At 58.1% G+C, this 17,057-nt stretch carries 14 protein-coding genes; 10 read left to right on the forward strand and 4 right to left on the reverse strand.

Annotated elements, in window-relative coordinates:
- The first annotated feature begins 164 nt into the window (after positions 1-164).
- A complete protein-coding gene (gene sra, locus SOM48_RS13355) occupies positions 165-302 on the forward strand; it encodes a stationary-phase-induced ribosome-associated protein (protein ID WP_023478646.1) in 138 nt (45 codons plus the stop codon).
- 54 nt (positions 303-356) lie between these two features.
- Here sra and SOM48_RS13360 read toward each other — a convergent pair whose 3' ends face one another.
- Together SOM48_RS13360 and SOM48_RS13365 are read right to left on the reverse strand one after the other, a co-directional pair.
- Positions 357-812 carry a DUF943 family protein gene (locus SOM48_RS13360; protein WP_313354039.1) on the reverse strand — a complete coding sequence of 152 codons (456 nt, stop codon included), beginning with the start codon at positions 810-812 and terminating at the stop codon, positions 357-359.
- Positions 809-1,651, reverse strand: coding sequence for a DUF3289 family protein (locus SOM48_RS13365; protein WP_313354040.1), 843 nt, complete (start codon positions 1,649-1,651; stop codon positions 809-811). The genes SOM48_RS13360 and SOM48_RS13365 overlap by 4 nt, the downstream gene beginning before the upstream one ends.
- Positions 1,652-1,935: 284 nt before the next feature.
- Here SOM48_RS13365 and SOM48_RS13370 point away from each other — a divergent pair, with 284 nt between their 5' ends.
- The 9 genes from SOM48_RS13370 (at position 1,936) to SOM48_RS13410 (ending at position 14,214) form a co-directional block, all read left to right on the forward strand.
- Positions 1,936-3,639: an NAD-dependent malic enzyme gene (locus SOM48_RS13370; protein ID WP_054803968.1), complete on the forward strand. Its 1,704-nt coding sequence runs from the start codon at positions 1,936-1,938 to the stop codon at positions 3,637-3,639.
- 305 nt (positions 3,640-3,944) lie between these two features.
- Positions 3,945-5,654, forward strand: coding sequence for an ABC-F family ATP-binding cassette domain-containing protein (locus tag SOM48_RS13375; RefSeq protein WP_320512138.1), 1,710 nt, complete (start codon positions 3,945-3,947; stop codon positions 5,652-5,654).
- Between the two features lie 267 nt (positions 5,655-5,921).
- A complete protein-coding gene (gene adhP, locus SOM48_RS13380; RefSeq protein ID WP_042713088.1) occupies positions 5,922-6,932 on the forward strand; it encodes an alcohol dehydrogenase AdhP in 1,011 nt (336 codons plus the stop codon).
- 165 nt (positions 6,933-7,097) lie between these two features.
- Complete coding sequence (locus SOM48_RS13385) at positions 7,098-8,720, forward strand: TIGR04028 family ABC transporter substrate-binding protein (RefSeq protein ID WP_054803970.1); 1,623 nt, start codon at positions 7,098-7,100, stop codon at positions 8,718-8,720.
- A 10-nt stretch (positions 8,721-8,730) separates the two neighbouring features.
- The gene (locus tag SOM48_RS13390; protein ID WP_023478638.1) at positions 8,731-9,675 is read left to right on the forward strand and encodes an ABC transporter permease; all 945 of its coding nucleotides are present in this window, start codon (positions 8,731-8,733) and stop codon (positions 9,673-9,675) included.
- Positions 9,672-10,523, forward strand: coding sequence for an ABC transporter permease (locus tag SOM48_RS13395; RefSeq protein ID WP_320512139.1), 852 nt, complete (start codon positions 9,672-9,674; stop codon positions 10,521-10,523). The genes SOM48_RS13390 and SOM48_RS13395 overlap by 4 nt, the downstream gene beginning before the upstream one ends.
- A complete protein-coding gene (locus SOM48_RS13400) occupies positions 10,520-12,127 on the forward strand; it encodes an ABC transporter ATP-binding protein (RefSeq protein WP_320512140.1) in 1,608 nt (535 codons plus the stop codon). The genes SOM48_RS13395 and SOM48_RS13400 overlap by 4 nt, the downstream gene beginning before the upstream one ends.
- Complete coding sequence (locus SOM48_RS13405; RefSeq protein ID WP_320512141.1) at positions 12,124-13,113, forward strand: putative FMN-dependent luciferase-like monooxygenase; 990 nt, start codon at positions 12,124-12,126, stop codon at positions 13,111-13,113. The genes SOM48_RS13400 and SOM48_RS13405 overlap by 4 nt, the downstream gene beginning before the upstream one ends.
- Before the next feature lie 9 nt (positions 13,114-13,122).
- Positions 13,123-14,214, forward strand: a complete 1,092-nt coding sequence (locus tag SOM48_RS13410) for an alkylhydroperoxidase domain protein (protein ID WP_320512142.1) — start codon at positions 13,123-13,125, stop codon at positions 14,212-14,214.
- Between the two features lie 589 nt (positions 14,215-14,803).
- Here SOM48_RS13410 and araJ read toward each other — a convergent pair.
- Positions 14,804-15,973, reverse strand: a complete 1,170-nt coding sequence (gene araJ / locus SOM48_RS13415) for an MFS transporter AraJ (RefSeq protein ID WP_288882507.1) — start codon at positions 15,971-15,973, stop codon at positions 14,804-14,806.
- A 118-nt stretch (positions 15,974-16,091) separates the two neighbouring features.
- Complete coding sequence (locus SOM48_RS13420; protein WP_139964783.1) at positions 16,092-17,003, reverse strand: LysR family transcriptional regulator; 912 nt, start codon at positions 17,001-17,003, stop codon at positions 16,092-16,094.
- Positions 17,004-17,057: the final 54 nt, after the last annotated feature.

Below are 17,057 nucleotides of genomic sequence, written 5' to 3' on the forward strand. Positions count from 1 at the left end.
AGCGAGACTGTTCTTAAAAGTGCCCATCAGGGTTGAGATTTGCGCAGCGATAGCCGAGGATAATCTTTCGGTATGGAAACATACCTTGCAATGATGTGATTGTATTTCGCCCGGCCCTTTACCGGGCTTGTCCTTGAAACACGCAACTGGATTAAGGAGTAAGCATGAAATCGAACCGTCAGGCACGTCATCTTATGGGACTGGATTACAAAGTGTCGAACACCCGTAAGGTTGTCACCAAAGACAACAACGAGGAGACCGTTGTCTCCCACCGCTCCGGCCGTCATCGCCGCGCGGGTTAAGACCCACTCCCACACCACCCTGCGGGGTGGTGTTTATTCCAGCTTTGCTTCGCGCTACTCACTCTGTGCTTTTTCCACCAGCTTCCCGTCCCGCCCCTTAACGTAAACCGCATCATCAAAAATGAATTTTTGTGCGCCATCGCGCGTGCGCAGCACCATCATCAGGATATTTTTATCGATACAGTTTTTCGGCCCCGGCATATCCTCAAAGCAGAGCCTGTCTTTATCCTCTTCGGGAAGATAACCCTCACCAAAGGCATAGATATAAACACTTTTCGCACCCCGTTCATGGATAGAGGTAATGTGGTATTGCGTACTGATGGTCTCTTTGTTCCTTAGCCACCAGGCAATCCGCTTGCTATCAGACAGCGGCAAGCGATCAACCAATACCGAGGCGACGAATTCATTCTGATGTACGGCAATAATGTGCGTTGGGCGATTGTTAAGATAAAAATAAGTAGCAATACCTGCCGCAACAAAGGCCACCGCCAAGCTAAATCCTTTTTTCATTGTGTACCGCCTTCAATATCAACAATGGCTTCCATATTAGTTAAAAAAGGCCGAAAGCCGAAGCGGGTATAGCGCTGTAGTACAAACCATATCCTGAAGAATTGAAACTGGTTGAACATTTTTTTCTTAATATCTTCAACATCAAGGCCAAAGTGATCTTGCCCCTGGAACCTTACGGTTGCGTGCCAATTTGCTTCGCCAACGTCCAGGTTCAAAAGGTCGATTTTGACTGCATGGATGTCATGCACGGTTATGGCTAACCCATTGATTTTGTCGAGCAATATCGAATCGAATTTTGGAAGCACTCCGCCATTTATAAGTCTTGATATTTCAGGGATGGCGCGTTGCGGGTAACATTTATTCTCGTAATCAATATTGAGATTAATGGCGGTTTTTATGTTTGCCAGCGCGCTATTAGGCGCTTTGTTCTGAGTAATTCGCTGACGCCAGGCAAGATCAAGTTGTGGGTGTTTAAAGGGCGTTCCTGCATTTTTTTTAAGATGATCAAGCATATGATTGATAAGCTGCCGCGACGGTCCCACCATGGCATAGGGTAGAGACGTCACCTGCATCTCATCGAACAGCAGCGCCGCACATTCATTCACCGTAAGAGAACCGCCATGGCGATTACCATAGACACCCGAAAAACGTGATTGTGGATTATTGAATGAAGTCTGCCGTGTAAGCGTATAAGGATCAGCGACATTAGAAATATTGATTAATTTAAACTCATTTTTAAGCCGCTCTTGCGTAATATCGCCATAGCGCATGTCATCCGCGCCGTAGTCATCAAAATGCCTTCGTGTTGAATAAATATTTTGAGGGAAATGCGCAGCCATAAGCGTTACTCCTTAACGTAATGTTCCTTGCTATCGATTTTTTCAAACATATAACGACAAAGACCATTCATGTTGCAGGGATACTGGAGATTTTTGTTTATGCCGCCAGCATCACATTTCAGCTCCCCACGTGCCGCTTACCAGGAAAGTTGATAAAAATTCAATCAACGAATAGGTCAATCGGGAAGTATTTGCTCATTCAATGCTTTATAATTGCGCCCGCCGCTGTACCCGCGTGCGACCTCACCCCCCGTGCGCGCGTTCGTTTCTCAAGGAGCTGTTAGATGAATGCCAAACATAATAAGAATCGGTCACTGTATATCCCCTACGCAGGACCCGTGTTGCTCGAGTTTCCCCTGCTGAACAAAGGTAGCGCCTTCAGCGTTGAAGAGCGCAGCAGTTTCAACCTGCTGGGCCTGCTGCCGGAAGTGGTGGAAACCATTGAAGAGCAAGCCGAGCGCGCCTGGTTGCAGTATCAGGGCTTCAAGACCGATATCGATAAACACATTTACCTGCGTAACATTCAGGACACCAACGAAACCCTCTTCTACCGTCTCGTCGAAAATCATCTTGAAGAGATGATGCCGGTGATCTACACCCCGACGGTCGGCTGGGCGTGCGAACGCTTCTCAGATATCTACCGCCGCGCGCGCGGTGTGTTCATCTCCTGGCAAAACCGCGGCAGCATGGATGACATCCTGCAAAACGTACCGAACCATAACATCAAAGTGATTGTGGTCACCGACGGCGAGCGCATCCTCGGTCTCGGCGACCAGGGCATTGGCGGGATGGGCATTCCTATCGGTAAGCTGTCGCTCTACACCTCCTGCGGCGGCATCAGCCCGGCTTACACCCTGCCAGTGGTGCTGGATGTCGGCACCAACAACCAGCAACTGCTCAACGATCCGCTCTATATGGGCTCGCGCCATCCGCGCATTACCGGCGATGAGTACTACGCCTTTGTGGATGAGTTCATCCAGGCGGTGAAACAGCGCTGGCCGGACGTGCTGTTGCAGTTCGAAGATTTCGCCCAGAAGAACGCCATGCCGCTGCTGAACCGCTACCGGGATGAGATCTGCTCCTTTAACGATGACATTCAGGGCACGGCAGCCGTCACCGTCGGTACGCTGATTGCCGCCAGCCGCGCGGCGGGCAGCCAGCTCAGCGACCAGAAAATTGTCTTCCTCGGGGCCGGTTCCGCTGGCTGCGGTATCGCCGAGCAGATCATTGCCCAGACCCAGCGTGAAGGTCTTAGCGAAGAGGCCGCGCGCCAGAAAGTCTTTATGGTTGACCGCTTCGGTCTGCTGACCGACGGCATGCCGAACCTGCTGCCGTTCCAGACCGGATTAGTCCAGAAGCGCGAAAACCTGCAAAACTGGGATATCAACGTCCAGAATGAAGCGATCTCCCTGCTTGATGTGGTGCGCAACGTGAAGCCGGATATCCTGATCGGCGTCTCCGGCCAGACCGGGCTGTTCACGGAGGAGATCATCCGTGAGATGCACAAACACTGCCCGCGTCCAATCGTGATGCCGCTCTCTAACCCGACCTCCCGTGTGGAAGCAACACCGCAGGACATCATCAGCTGGACCAACGGCATGGCGCTGGTTGCCACCGGCAGCCCGTTTGCCCCGGTGCAGTGGCAGGATAAAGTCTTCCCGATTGCCCAGTGCAACAACGCCTATATCTTCCCGGGCATTGGCCTTGGTGTGATCTCCTCCGGCGCGTCGCGTATCACTGACGATATGCTGATGGCGGCGAGTGAAACGCTGGCTGAGTACTCGCCGCTGCTGCTGAACGGAGAAGGGCTGGTACTGCCGGAACTGAAAGATATTCAGATAGTGTCGCGCGCGATCGCCTTTGCGGTTGGCAAAATGGCGCAGCAGCAAGGTGTGGCGGTGAAAACCTCCCCGGAAGCGCTGAAGCAGGCCATTGATGACAACTTCTGGGAGCCGCAGTACCGCAACTATCGCCGTACTTCGATTTAACTCTCCCCGCAACCCGGAGCACGCAGCTCCGGGTTTTTGTTGCTGGTAAATCATTCACTTCCTCGCTAAACTCCTTTTCACCCATCAACTTACTGAATATAAAAAAGGAGGCTACCTATGCTGTATTGTGAATTGTTTGACTATTCACATGCATTTGGCGATCGCGCCAGCTCAAGCGTTACCGGTATCGTGCTGCGATAACCTCTGCTTGAGCGAAGCATAACTCCCCCTTCCCTCGGGCTTACCGGGTTGTCGTCAGCGATGTTTGACGAGGCGTTTTCACGCCTGTAACTCTTGAGTAAGCAATGAGCACACTACTATCTGCACAATCAATCCGTGTTGAGACTGCCTTCGGTCCGCTGTTTTCTGACCTCTCCTTTACCCTGAAAAAGGGCGATCGCCTTGGGCTTATTGGCGACAATGGCTGCGGCAAAAGTACCCTGCTGAAGGTGCTTGATGGCACAATCTCCCCGCTTTCCGGTACGGTGACACAGGCGCATCACTGCCTGCTGGCGCGCGTGGAGCAACACCTCCCCGATGAACTGCTGTCAATGACGCTGCTTGATGCGGTGCTGGCGCAACTCCCCTCTGCTGAACGGGAAACCCAGCGCTGGCGCGCAGAAACGCTGCTCGCCACGATGGGGCTGAACGAACAGGAGATTGCCCTCACGGCGGCGACGCTGAGCGGCGGGCAACACACCCGCCTGCTGCTGGCGCGGGCGCTGATCCGCGAACCCGACCTGCTGTTACTGGATGAGCCAGGCAACCACCTCGATCTGCCCACTCTGCTGTGGCTGGAGCAGTTTCTGCAAAGCTGGTCCGGCAGTTTTGTGATGGTCTCCCACGACGCCGCGCTGCTGGATGCCGTCACCAACGGCACCTGGATCCTGCGCGACCACACGCTGCACGGTTTCGCCTTACCGTGCACCGCTGCGCGCAAAGCGCTTGAGGAGCGGGATGAGAGCGATGCCCTGCGCCATAAAGCGGAGCAGAAGGAGATTGACCGTGTGACCGCCAGCGCCAAACGGCTGGCGACCTGGGGTCGCGTCTACGACAACGAAGATCTGGCGCGTAAAGCAAAACAGATGGCACGCCAGGTGGATCGCCTGAAAGCGAGCCAGACGGAACTGACCGACGGCAGCCAGTGGCGGCTGGCGCTGCATGGCGAACCCCTAGCGGCTGACCGCTTGCTGGAGATGGAGAACCTGGCGGTCTCTCCCGCTCCAGGGTTGCCTGCGCTGTTCCGCATCCCGCTTGCCCGCTTGAAAAGCGGCGATCGGGTGGCGGTGCTCGGGCGTAACGGCTGCGGGAAATCCTCCCTGCTGAGGCTTATCTGGCAGGTTTACCACCAGCCGGAGCATGACGCTCTGCGCCTGCATCCGCGGCTGCATGCTGGATATTACGATCAGAGCCTGCACCAGTTGCCGGACGAGTCGACCCTGTTCGACGCGCTCGAGCCTTTCGCCCCCGCACCAGGTGACAGGAAAATGGCCTTAATCAGCGCCGGTTTTGTCTTTCCTCGCCACGGCCAGCGCGTGGCAACACTCAGCGGCGGCGAGCGCTCGCGGCTGCTCTTTGTCGGGCTGTCGCTGGCGCGCTTTAACCTGCTGATGCTCGATGAGCCGACCAACCACCTTGATATGGCGGGTAAAGAGGCGCTGGCGCAGGCGTTAACGCAGTTCAGCGGCGGCGTGCTGCTGGTGAGTCACGACCGGCAGTTGATAAGCCAGAGCTGCAACCGTTTCTGGCTGGTGGAAGATGGCGAGCTGAGCGAGTGGCATGATGCCGACACGGTGTTTGCCCGTCTGCGCGAACGCGCTGGCTCACCGGTTGCTGCGGTTAACACGCAATCCTGCGCCGCTGCGCCACCGGACGATGATGACGCTCTGCTTGAGCGGCTAATCGATCTGGAAACGCGGCTGGAGGAGGATCTGGCGCGCAAAGAGAAGCATCAAAAACCCCAGCTGCAGGCGCAGTGGCGCGATGAGATCGCCCGTCTTCGCTTGCTGTTGTAGCCGTTTTATCTCTCCTTCAAAGGCACCGCAAGGTGCCTTTTTTCATATTTCCCACATATCTATGACATCTGTGCAGCACGTTTTGTAACCACATTAACTGTTTGATTACTCGCCATTTACCCTACCTGATATAAGGGTAATGGCGGCAAAGTATGTCATTCTGTTGCCGGGCTATTGAATCCCTTTCCTAAACCATTAACTCTTAAGGGGTATTGAGGGATGAGGCGATAGCGCTTCACCGTTCTTTTGCCAGCAAGGAGATTAAAGATGAAAGCTGCCGTTGTTACTCAGGATCACCAGGTTGCTATTGCAGAGAAAACGCTGCGTCCGCTGAAACATGGCGAAGCGCTGCTGAAAATGGAGTGTTGCGGCGTATGCCACACCGATCTGCATGTTAAAAACGGTGATTTTGGCGACAAGACCGGGGTGATCCTCGGTCATGAAGGGATTGGCATCGTCACGGAGATCGCCGAAGGCGTCACCTCGCTGAAACCAGGCGATCGCGCCTCTGTTGCATGGTTCTTCCAGGGCTGCGGCCACTGCGAATATTGCAACAGCGGCAATGAAACCCTGTGCCGCGAAGTGGTCAACGCCGGTTACACCGCCGATGGCGGCATGGCGCAGGAGTGCATTGTGGTAGCGGATTACGCGGTAAAAGTGCCGGACGGCCTTGGTTCCGCGGAAGCCAGCAGCATCACCTGCGCGGGTGTCACCACCTATAAAGCGGTGAAAGTGTCGCAGATTAAGCCGGGCCAGTGGATCGCGATTTACGGTCTGGGCGGCCTCGGCAACCTGGCGTTGCAGTACGCGAAAAATGTCTTCAATGCCAAAGTGATCGCCATTGATGTGAATGACGAGCAGCTTAAGCTTGCCGCCAGCATGGGCGCCGATCTGACCATCAACTCACGCAGCGAAGATGCGGCGAAAGTGGTGCAGGAGAAAACCGGCGGCGCGCATGCAGCCGTGGTGACCGCTGTGGCGAAAGCGGCCTTTAACTCGGCGGTCGACGCCGTGCGCGCCGGTGGACGCGTGGTCGCCGTTGGTCTGCCGCCGGAAGCGATGAGCCTCGATATTCCGCGTCTGGTGCTGGACGGCATCCAGGTGGTGGGTTCGCTGGTCGGCACCCGTCAGGATCTTACCGAAGCCTTCCAGTTTGCCGCCGAAGGGAAAGTGGTGCCGAAAGTGGCGCTGCGCCCGCTGGAAGATATCAACGCCATCTTTAAAGAGATGGAGCAGGGCCAGATCCGTGGCCGTATGGTGATCGATTTACGTCATTGATCGCGCACGGTGCAGGGTGTTCGCGCCCTGCACCGCTCTTGCGGCTTCATCCCCGCTGTTTTGCGCTTTCCTGAAAAGCTTATCTCATTTCCTTTGTTCCCTTGTTCTGACGCTCCCCGGATGATGAAGGCGACGTTAAAACAAGAGATAACAAAGGAATTCACCATGCGCTTCCCTTTTCGTATACCGCTGTTAGCGGCGTTGATCGCGGCTGCTCCGCTGCTGAGCCAGGCAGCACAAACGCCGGTTAAAGGCGGCACGCTGATCTATCTTGAGCAGCAGGCACACACCAACCTCTACCCCCCGGCAGGGGGTTTCTACCCGAATGGCGGCATCCTCAATCAAATTACCGACAAACTCACCTGGCAGAACCCCAAAACACTGGAGGTGGAGCCGTGGATCGCCGAAAGCTGGAGCAGCAACGCCGACAAAACGGAGTACACCTTCAAAATTCGCCCCGGCGTGACCTTCTCCGATGGCACGCCGCTGGATGCGGCAGCAGTGGCGAAAAACTTCGATACCTACGGGCTGGGGAATAAAGCGCAGCGCCTGCCGGTCTCAGAGGTGATCAACAACTACGACCACAGTGAAGTGATCGATGCGCACACCGTGAAGTTCTACTTTAAAAAGCCCTCGCCGGGGTTCCTGCAGGGAACGGCGACCATCGGCTCCGGCCTGGTCTCCCTTAGCACGCTGCAACGCAGCTTCGATTCGCTGGGCGATGCCCGGCATATTATTGGCTCCGGACCGTTTGTGGTCAGCGATGAGAAACTCGGCCGTGAAGTGACCCTCACGGCGCGTAAAGATTACCGCTGGGGGCCGAAAAATATCACTCAGCAAGGCCCGGCCAATCTCGACGGCATAAAAATCATTGTCACGCCGGAAGATAGCGTGCGCATTGGCGCGCTGCTGGCGGGCCAGGCCGGGTTTATCCGCCAGGTTCAGGCCTACGACGAGAAGCAGGCCACCGACCAGGGCTTTACCATCTATGCCGCGCCGACGCGCGGCGTTAATGACAGCCTCAGTTTCCGCCCGGATAACCCGCTGGTCGCCGACCTGCGCGTACGTCAGGCGCTGCTGCATGCCACCAATGCAAAGCAGGTGGTTGAAACCCTCTTCTCCCGCAACTATCCGCAGGCCACCTCGGTGATCGCGGCCTCCGCTGCCGGGTATGTCAATCTCAGCGACAAACTGGCGTTTGACCCGGCAAAGGCTAACCAGTTGCTTGATGAAGCAGGCTGGAAAACTGGCGCGGACGGCGTACGTGCAAAAGAGGGCCAGCGGCTGGCGCTGACGGTGTATGAGTCGCTGCCGCAACCGCAAAACAAAGAGGTGCTGCAACTGGTGGCGCAACAGTGGAAACAGGTCGGCGTGGCTCTGAGCGTAAAAGCAGGCGATGCTGGCAGCCGCACGCTGGATAACCTCGACCCGCTGAAAACGCCCTTAACCGTTTCTGAAGTAGGCCGTGCCGATCCGGACGTGGTGAAAAGTATGTTCTTCCCGGCAAACCGCGATGCGCTGCTGCAAAAAGGCGGCTCCAGCGACAAAGTGAAGAATTTCCGCGACGACCAGCTTAATGACAAGCTGACGGCGATTTCAGCCGAAGTTGACCCGCAAAAACGGCTGCAACTCACCGGCGATGCGCAGCGCTACCTGCTCGATAACGCCTATGTGATCCCTATCTTTGAAGAGCCGCAGGTGTTTGCCGGTGCGCCATCGGTGAAAGGCGTTGCCTTTGAAGCCGTCGGACGCCCCTCATTCTATGGCGCCTGGATCGAGAAAGAGTAAGGGGATCGTGATGAGCCACTATCTTCTGCGACGCGTCGGGCAAGGGCTGCTGGTGCTATGGGCCGCCTTTACCCTCTCCTTTTTTCTGCTCCAGGTGCTGCCCGGCGATGCGGTACTGATTAAATTTCAGAACCCGGATCTGGGCCTTAGCCCGGCGCAAATCGAGGAGATGCGGGTTGCTTACGGCGCGGATAGCCCGCTGTGGCAGCAATATTTCCACACGCTGTTTGCCATGCTGCGCGGCGATGTTGGTTACTCCGTACAGGCCGGGGTGCCAGTGAGCGAGCTGATCGCCAGTAACCTGCCCGACACCCTGACACTGGCACTGCCCGCCTTCTTACTGGCGGCGGTGCTGGCCTTTACCCTGGCGGTCGCCTCGCGCTTGCCGGCGCTGCGCTGGCTGAGCAACGTGTTCCAGTCCCTGCCGGTGCTCTTTATCTCGCTGCCGACCTTCTGGCTCGGCATCGCACTTATTCAGCTCTTCTCCTTCCAGCTGCGGCTGATTCCGGTGATTAACCCGTCGCCGTTGCAGGGGCTGATCCTGCCGATTATTACCGTGGCGATCCCGATCTCCGCGCCGCTGGCGCAGATCCTGATGCGCAGCATCGATCAGGTATCGGTTCAGCCCTTTGTCGGCGTGGCGCGGGCAAAAGGGATGAGCGAAACCGGCGTGTTGTGGCGGCATGTGCTGGGCAACGCCCTGCTGCCGGTGCTCAATATCGCCGGTTTGCTGCTCGGCGAACTGATTGCTGGCGCGTTGATCACCGAAACCGTGTTTGGTCGTGCCGGGCTGGGCCAGCTTACGCAGCAGGCGGTCAATAATCAGGATATTGCGGTGCTACAGGCGGTAGTGATGATCTCCGCACTCGGCTTTGTGCTGATCAATCTGTTGGTGGATTTACTGATGCCGTGGTTTGACCCGCGGTTGCAAACGGTCACCGGAGGCGCGTCATGAGTCTGGTTGATTATGCGGCGGCGGCCCAAAAACGCACACCGCTACGCAGCCCGTTGCGCTGGCAACCGGGCTTATGGCTCGCGTGGCTGGTTCTCATTGCGGCGCTGCTGGCCGCCTTTTTCCCTGCACTGTTCACCGGGTGGAACCCGGAAGAAGGCGTTGCCGGTGCGCAGCGGCTTGCGCCGCAGGCCGGGCACTGGCTCGGCACGGACCAGTTGGGTCGCGATCTCTATGCCCGGATTGTTTATGGTGCCCGGCACTCGCTCTCCGCCGCGCTGGCCGCCGTCACCATGGGGCTGGTGGTGGGCACGCTGATCGGTGTGCTGGCCGGCGCGTTTGCCGGTCGGGTGGAGTCGATCCTGATGCGTCTGGTGGATGTGCTGCTCGCCATCCCGTCCCTGCTCTTATCCCTGACGGTGATTATTTTGCTGGGCTTCGGAACGGTGAATGCGGCCATCGCCGTCGGCGTCGCCTCTGTTGCCAGCTTCGCACGGCTCGCCCGCGGCGAAGTGGTGCGCGTTCGCCACACCGATTATGTCGAAGCGGCCTGGGGCAGCGGTGGCACCTTCTGGACAGTGGTGTGGCGGCATATTTTGCCCAATTCGCTTACCGCCGTGTTGGCCTTTGCCACCCTGCAGTTTGGTCAGGCCATCCTGGCGCTCTCGACCCTCAGCTTTCTGGGTTACGGTACCCCGCCGCCGGTACCGGAGTGGGGATTGCTGATCGCCGAAGGGCGCAACTACTTATCTACCGCCTGGTGGCTGACGACCTTCCCGGGGCTGGTCGTGATCATGGTGGTGCTGGCCGTCAACCGCATCAGTCGTCAGCTCAGTGGAGGCCACGCATGACGCTTCTGTCCGTAGAAAATTTGACCCTCAGCTACCGCACCGGGCAGGCGTGGCGCGAAGTGGTACATAACGTCAGCTTCAGCCTGAAGCGCGGCGAGATGCTGGCGTTTGTCGGTGAATCCGGCTCAGGGAAAACCACCACCGCGCAGGCGATCATTGGCCTGCTGGCAGAGAATGCCCGCCGCGATCGGGGCGAGATCGTGCTCAATGGCGAAACCATCAGCCACTGGTCGGCGAAGCGTCTCGATAGCCTGCGCGGCGCGCGCATAAGCCTGGTGCCGCAGGATCCGGGTAACGCCCTCAATCCGGTAAAAACCATTGGCGAGCAGGTCGGCGAAGTGCTGCGCCTGCACCGCCAACTGAGCGCTGCCGAGCGCAACGCGCAGGTGCTCTCGCTGTTGCATAAAGTGGGGCTGAGTCACCCGGAGCAGCGCATGGCGCAATATCCTCATCAGCTCTCCGGTGGTATGAAGCAGCGCGTATTGATTGCCATCGCCATTGCGCTGCAACCGGAAGTGATTATTGCCGATGAGCCGACCAGCGCCCTCGACGTCACGGTGCAAAAACGGATCCTCGATCTGCTGGGCACGTTGCGGCGCGAATCGGGCACTGCGGTGCTGTTTGTCACCCATGATCTGGCGCTGGCCGCCGAGCGCGCCGACCGGCTACTGGTGTTTCGAAATGGCGAGATCCAGGAGCACGGGGATACCAGCGCTATCCTTCGCGCGCCGCGCCACCCCTATACGCGACAGTTGCTTAGCGATGTACGCGGCGAGGCTCTGACTATCGCCCCGGTGTCCGGCGATCCTCTCGCCCCCCCGGCGATTCGCCTGCAGGGGATCGCCAAACAGTTTTCGCTGGGTAAAGGCCACACATTGCAGGCGCTGGAGGCGGTAAGTTTTGAGGTACGCCGCGGCAGCACCCATGCGCTGGTGGGCGAATCCGGCTCCGGAAAAACCACCCTGGCGCGTATTCTGCTTGGTTTCGAGCAGGCAGACAGCGGAACGGTGGTGATTAACGGCAGTGACGTGACGCACCTGAACCGCGAGGCGCGACGCCAGCTGCGACGCGAGATCCAGTTCGTTTATCAGAACCCCTTCGCCTCGCTCGATCCGCGCCAGACGCTGTTTGAAATCATTGAAGAGCCGCTTAAAAATTTCGCGCCGGTGGATAAAGCGACGCGCAGAACGCGGGTCGAGGCGGTCGCCGGTCGGGTTGCCTTACCCGTTGAGCTGCTGAGCCGCCGCGCCCGTGAACTCTCTGGCGGGCAGCGCCAGCGTGTGGCGATTGCGCGCGCCTTGATTCTGGAGCCCTCCATTCTGGTGCTGGATGAAGCCACCTCCGCGCTGGATGTCACGGTGCAGGCGCAAATCCTCGCCCTGCTTCAGCAACTCCAGCAGCAAATGGGGCTGACCTATCTGTTTATCACCCATGACCTGGCGACGGTACGGCGTATCGGGCACAGCGTCACGGTACTGCGCAACGGTCGCGTGGTTGAGCATGGCAGCGTCGAGGCGCTGTTTGCCGCGCCGCAGGATGCTTATACCCGCGAGCTTATTGACGCCATTCCCCATTTTCAACCCGCTACGGAGGAGTTCGCATGACGCGAAAACGCCTGGGCTTTTTTACCCGTCTACTGGATAACGCGCCGCCCAAAGAGCGCTATCGCCTGGCGACAGAGCAGATCCGCCACGCTGAGCGTCACGGCTTTGACAGTGCGTGGATCGCCCAGCACCACTTTCATGAGCATGAGGGTGGATTACCCTCGCCGCTGCTTTTCCTCGCCCATGCTGCGGCGCATACCCAGACCATTCGCCTCGGCACGGCGATTATCACTCTGCCGCTGGAAAATCCGCTGCGCGTGGCGGAGGATGCGGCGGTGCTGGACTTGCTGGCGGACGGGCGACTGGAAATTGGTTTTGGTTCCGGCGGCACGCCGACATCGTTTCTGCCGTTCGGCCTGACGATTGATCAGCGCGCCGCGGTATTTGAGGAGTCGCTGCATCTGATTCAGAGCGCCTGGCGCGGCGATTCGCTCGCCCATCCGGATAATCACCTTTACCCACCGGCACTGCAGCTAACGGAGCGGGTCTGGATCGCGACCTTTTCCATTGAGGGCGCGGTTCGTGCCGCGCGGGCCGGACACGGTTTGATGCTCTCGCGTACGCAGCCGCGCCCTGCTGATAAGCCCGGCTTAAGGCTGGATGAGATCCAGAATCCGATAATCGATGCCTATCTCGATGCCCTGCCAGCCGGCGTTGCGCCGCGCATCCTCGCCTCCCGCACCGCATTTGTTGCTGATACCACCGCGTATGCGCTTCAGGTCGCCACGCCGGGTTTGACCCGCCAGGCAGAGCAGCATCGCGCCGCAGGTCATGCACTCATCGGTGACAACGTCACCGATTATATCCAGCAGTTCGACGCGCATATTGGCGATTCGCAGACCGTTCTCGCCTCGCTCCGGCAGGATTCCGTGCTGCTTCGCGCCACGGATATCTCTTTCCAGGTGCATTCGGTGGAGCCTTCCCATCCGGACACGCTGCGTTCTATTGAACTGATTGCCGGGCATATTGCGCCGCATATTTTATAAGGAGTCACCATGAGCTTACTTCACGATATTCTCACCGATCTCGCCGGGATCGCCCCGTCATCTGCTCTCGCCGCCGCTCGCCAGACCCGCGAGGCAGCAACGCGACATGCGCAAGGCAGTTACGACGCACTTTTTACCACCCATGATGAAACCTTCTCTGCCGAGGCGCGCTTTAGCGTGGCGGCCAAGGTGGCGAAATGGCACAACGCGGACGATCTTGCCGCGCACTATGCGGGACTGGGTCTGACCGATCCGACGTCAGCACAACTGGCACCCGCGATTGAGTTTGCGCGCCTGCTCACCTTCTCGCCGGTTAAAGCGACGCCGGAAGCGCTAAACAGCCTGCAAGCCGCGGGCTGGAGTGCAGAAAATATCGTTACGCTGGCGCAACTGATCGCCTTTGTCAGTTTTCAGAGCCGCCTGCTTGCCGGGCTGCGTCTCCTGAATGGCAAGCCGGTATTGCATAATGACGCCCCTGTTGTCGCAGGCAGCTGGCACACAACCGCGCAAACGCGAAGCGGCAAAGCGGCGCCGGTGCGTTTCACGCAGCAGGAGTTGGGCTGGGAGCCGTGGATCGCCGCAAAACCGCTGGAAGAGTTCAGTGTGGATGAGCAAGCCGTTCTCGCCAGGTTTGGCCACAGCAATTCTGACTATTTTCGTCTGCTGGGACGCAACCTGCCGGTGCTGGAACAGCGCACGCTGACGGATAAAGGGATCTTTTATACGCCCGGTGGGCTGCCGCGTGCCGAGCGCGAACTGGCCGCGACGGTCGCAAGTAAGGTGAATGGCTGTATCTACTGCGCCTCGGTACACGCACGCAAAACCAGCCAGTTATCAAAGGCGGATAACGCCGTAGAGACGTTGCTGGCGGTGGCGCCAGGCGGCGCGTTGCATGAGGGGCAATCAGCTCGCTGGCAGGCGGAAATTGACGCCGCCGCCGCGCTCTCCGTGACCCCGCCAGCGCTGACCAGAGACCATATATCGCGCCTTGAAAGCGAGGGGCTGGATACGCTTGAGCAGCTGGACCTTATTCAGTCCGCTGCCTTTTTTGCCTGGGCCAATCGGTTGATGTTAACCCTGGGCGAACCGTTCCTGCCGTAGCCTCGTGTCGGATGGCGCTGCGCTTATCCGACCTACAAAACCCCGCAACCTTTTATCTCCCGCAGGCCGGATAAGGTGGAGCCGTCATCCGGCATTTCATCATCGAGCCTCGCCCAGTCAAAGCGGCACCCGTAGGCCGGATAAGGCGAAGCCGCCATCCGGCGTTTCATCACCGAGCCTCGCCCAGTCAAACCGGCACCCGTAGGCCGGATAAGGCGAAGCCGCCATCCGGCGTTTCATCACCGAGCCTCGCCCAGTCAAACCGGCACCCGTAGGCCGAATAAGGCGAAGCCGCCATCCGGCGTTTCATCACCGAGCCTCGCCCAGTCAAACCGGCACCCGTAGGCCGGATAAGGCAAAGCCGCCATCCGGCATTTCATCATCGCGCCTCACTCAGTCAAACCGGCATTCGTAGGCCGGATAAGGCGCAGCTGCCATCCGGCGTTTCATCACCGAGCCTCGCCCAGTCAAACCGGCATTCGTAGGCCGGATAAGGCGAAGCCGCCATCGGGCATTTCATCATCGAGCCTCGCCCAGTCAAACCGGCACCCGTAGGCCGGATAAGGCGAAGCCGCCATCCGGCGTTGCGTTACGCTGTCACCACTTCTGTCTGGTGCCTGGTGATGCGACGGTTATAAATCAGCAGCGAGGTAAGCGCGGCAAAAGTCAGCACCGCCGCTGGCAGCGCCAGATAGTTATAGCTAAAGCCAAAAGCGATAATCAGCCCGCCAAACCATGCCCCCACCGCATTACCGAAATTAAACGCCATCTGCCCACCTGCGGCACCCAGCATTTCGCCGCCCTTCGCATTTTGCAGCAGCATGATTTGCAGCGGCGCCGAGAGCGCAAACAGCCCGGCGCAGCAGATGAAGCCCAACGAGAGCGCGCCTGCTTTGCTGTCGCCGAGGAAAAATAGCGCCACCATCGCCAGCATGATCACCAGTTCGGTCGCTGCCGCAATGCGTATCGGGCTGAAGCGCGCCGACACTCTGCCGCTGAACATGTTCCCCAGCACCATTCCCAGCCCCATCAGCATCATAATCAGCGTCATGGCATTTTGTGAAAAGCCGGAGACGCTCACCATAAAGGGCTTCACGTAGCTGAACCAGGCAAACACCCCGGCATTGCCGAACATCGTAGCGGCGAAGATCAGCCACGGCTCCGGTTTCTTCAGAAAGTGGAACTGCTCGCTCAGGCGGGTCGGCGCAGTGTCATACAGGCTCGGCACCCAGAAAATGACCGACACCATCACCAGTACAAAGAAGAGCGAGATCAGCACAAAGGTATAGCGCCAGCTAAAGAGATGGCCGATCCACGTACCAAGAGGAATACCGATCAGGTTAGCGACGGTCATCCCGGCGATCATCCCGGCCACCGCCATCGTCACTTTGCCCGGAGGCGCGATTTTAGAGAGGATAATGGCGCCGACGCCAAAGATAGCGCCGTGTGGAAAACCCGAGATCAGCCGACCAATCACCAGCATCGGATATGCGCTGGAGAAGGTGAAAATCGTATTACCGACAAAGCAGAGCGCCACCAGAAAGAGCAGCACATTTTTCAGCGAGAAGCGGTTGGAGAACATCGCCATTATCGGCGCGCCAATAACCACACCCGCCGCATAGGCGGAGATCATATGCCCCGCAGACGGAATCGAGATCCCGACGTTATTCGCAAGCTCGGTCAACACGCCCATAATACCGAACTCAGCCATCCCAAGACCAAAGGTCGCAAGTGCCAACGAAAAAACCGTTTTTTTCATACCACTAACCACTTGTTAAAAGTTTGCGACGGGCATTATTGACCATTCGCGTAAGGCAGACCAGTTGAAACCTGCCCGCTGACGTTTTAATCCATGAATACAGTTTTTCTGCCCCTGCTTAATCTGCGGGGCTTTGCAGCCCCTGCTGCAGAAAATCAATCAACGCCCGCGTTTTGACCGGCAGATAGCGGCGGCTGGAGTAGATGGCAACCAGACGCAGCGGCGCTGCCGCCTGCGGGAAGACGATCTCTACCAGACGTCCCTCGTTAATCGGCTGCTGGCAGGCCTGTTTTGACAGGATGGCAAATCCCACTCCCGCCAGCGCAGCTTTGAAGGCCATCTCACCACTGTTGACGCGGTAATGCCCTTTCACATTGACCACCTCATGCTTACCCGCGGCATCGACAAATTGCCAGGCCGCGCCGTTCAGCGCACTGACGGTGGTAATGCAGGGTAAGGTTTCAAACTGGCGGACGGAAACCGGCAGGCCGTAGCGTTCAATTAACACAGGCGCAGCCACAATGGTGCAGGGAAACGTCGCCAGTGGCCGGGCAATATAATCGCTGTCATCCAGATCTCCACGGGTAACGATAACGGCGACATCCACCTCTTCGCGCAGGGATTCGAAGCCGGAGAGATTGGTTATGCAGCTGATCTCCAGTTCCGGGTAACGGCAGGCGAAATCCGCCAGCAGATCGCCGAGCAGCGCCGGCCCCATCTCGCTCGGAATGCAAATGCGTAGCGGCCCTTTGAGCTGCACCTGCCGCGACATCAACTCCGCCTCCGTCTGCTCCAGCGACTCAAGCAGCGGCTTTGAGCGCGTATAGAGAAGCTGCCCGGATGGCGTCAGTTTCCGGTGCCGCGTTGTGCGCTCAATAAGCTGCACGTTGAGCATCTCTTCAAGCCGGGCAACCGTCCGGCTGACGTTCGATGTCGGCATGGTCAGCGCCTTCGCCGCCGCCACAAAACTTCCTTTATCCACCACCGCACAGAATATCTTCAACGCGGTAAAATCCAGCCCTGCCCGCATATTTATCCCACTTTTGATAACAATGACGGTCACTTTTACCGTCTTATTCTCAAA

Origin of the sequence: Kosakonia sp. CFBP8986, assembly GCF_034044935.1 — a bacterium.
In the GTDB taxonomy this organism is placed as follows: domain Bacteria; phylum Pseudomonadota; class Gammaproteobacteria; order Enterobacterales; family Enterobacteriaceae; genus Kosakonia; species Kosakonia cowanii.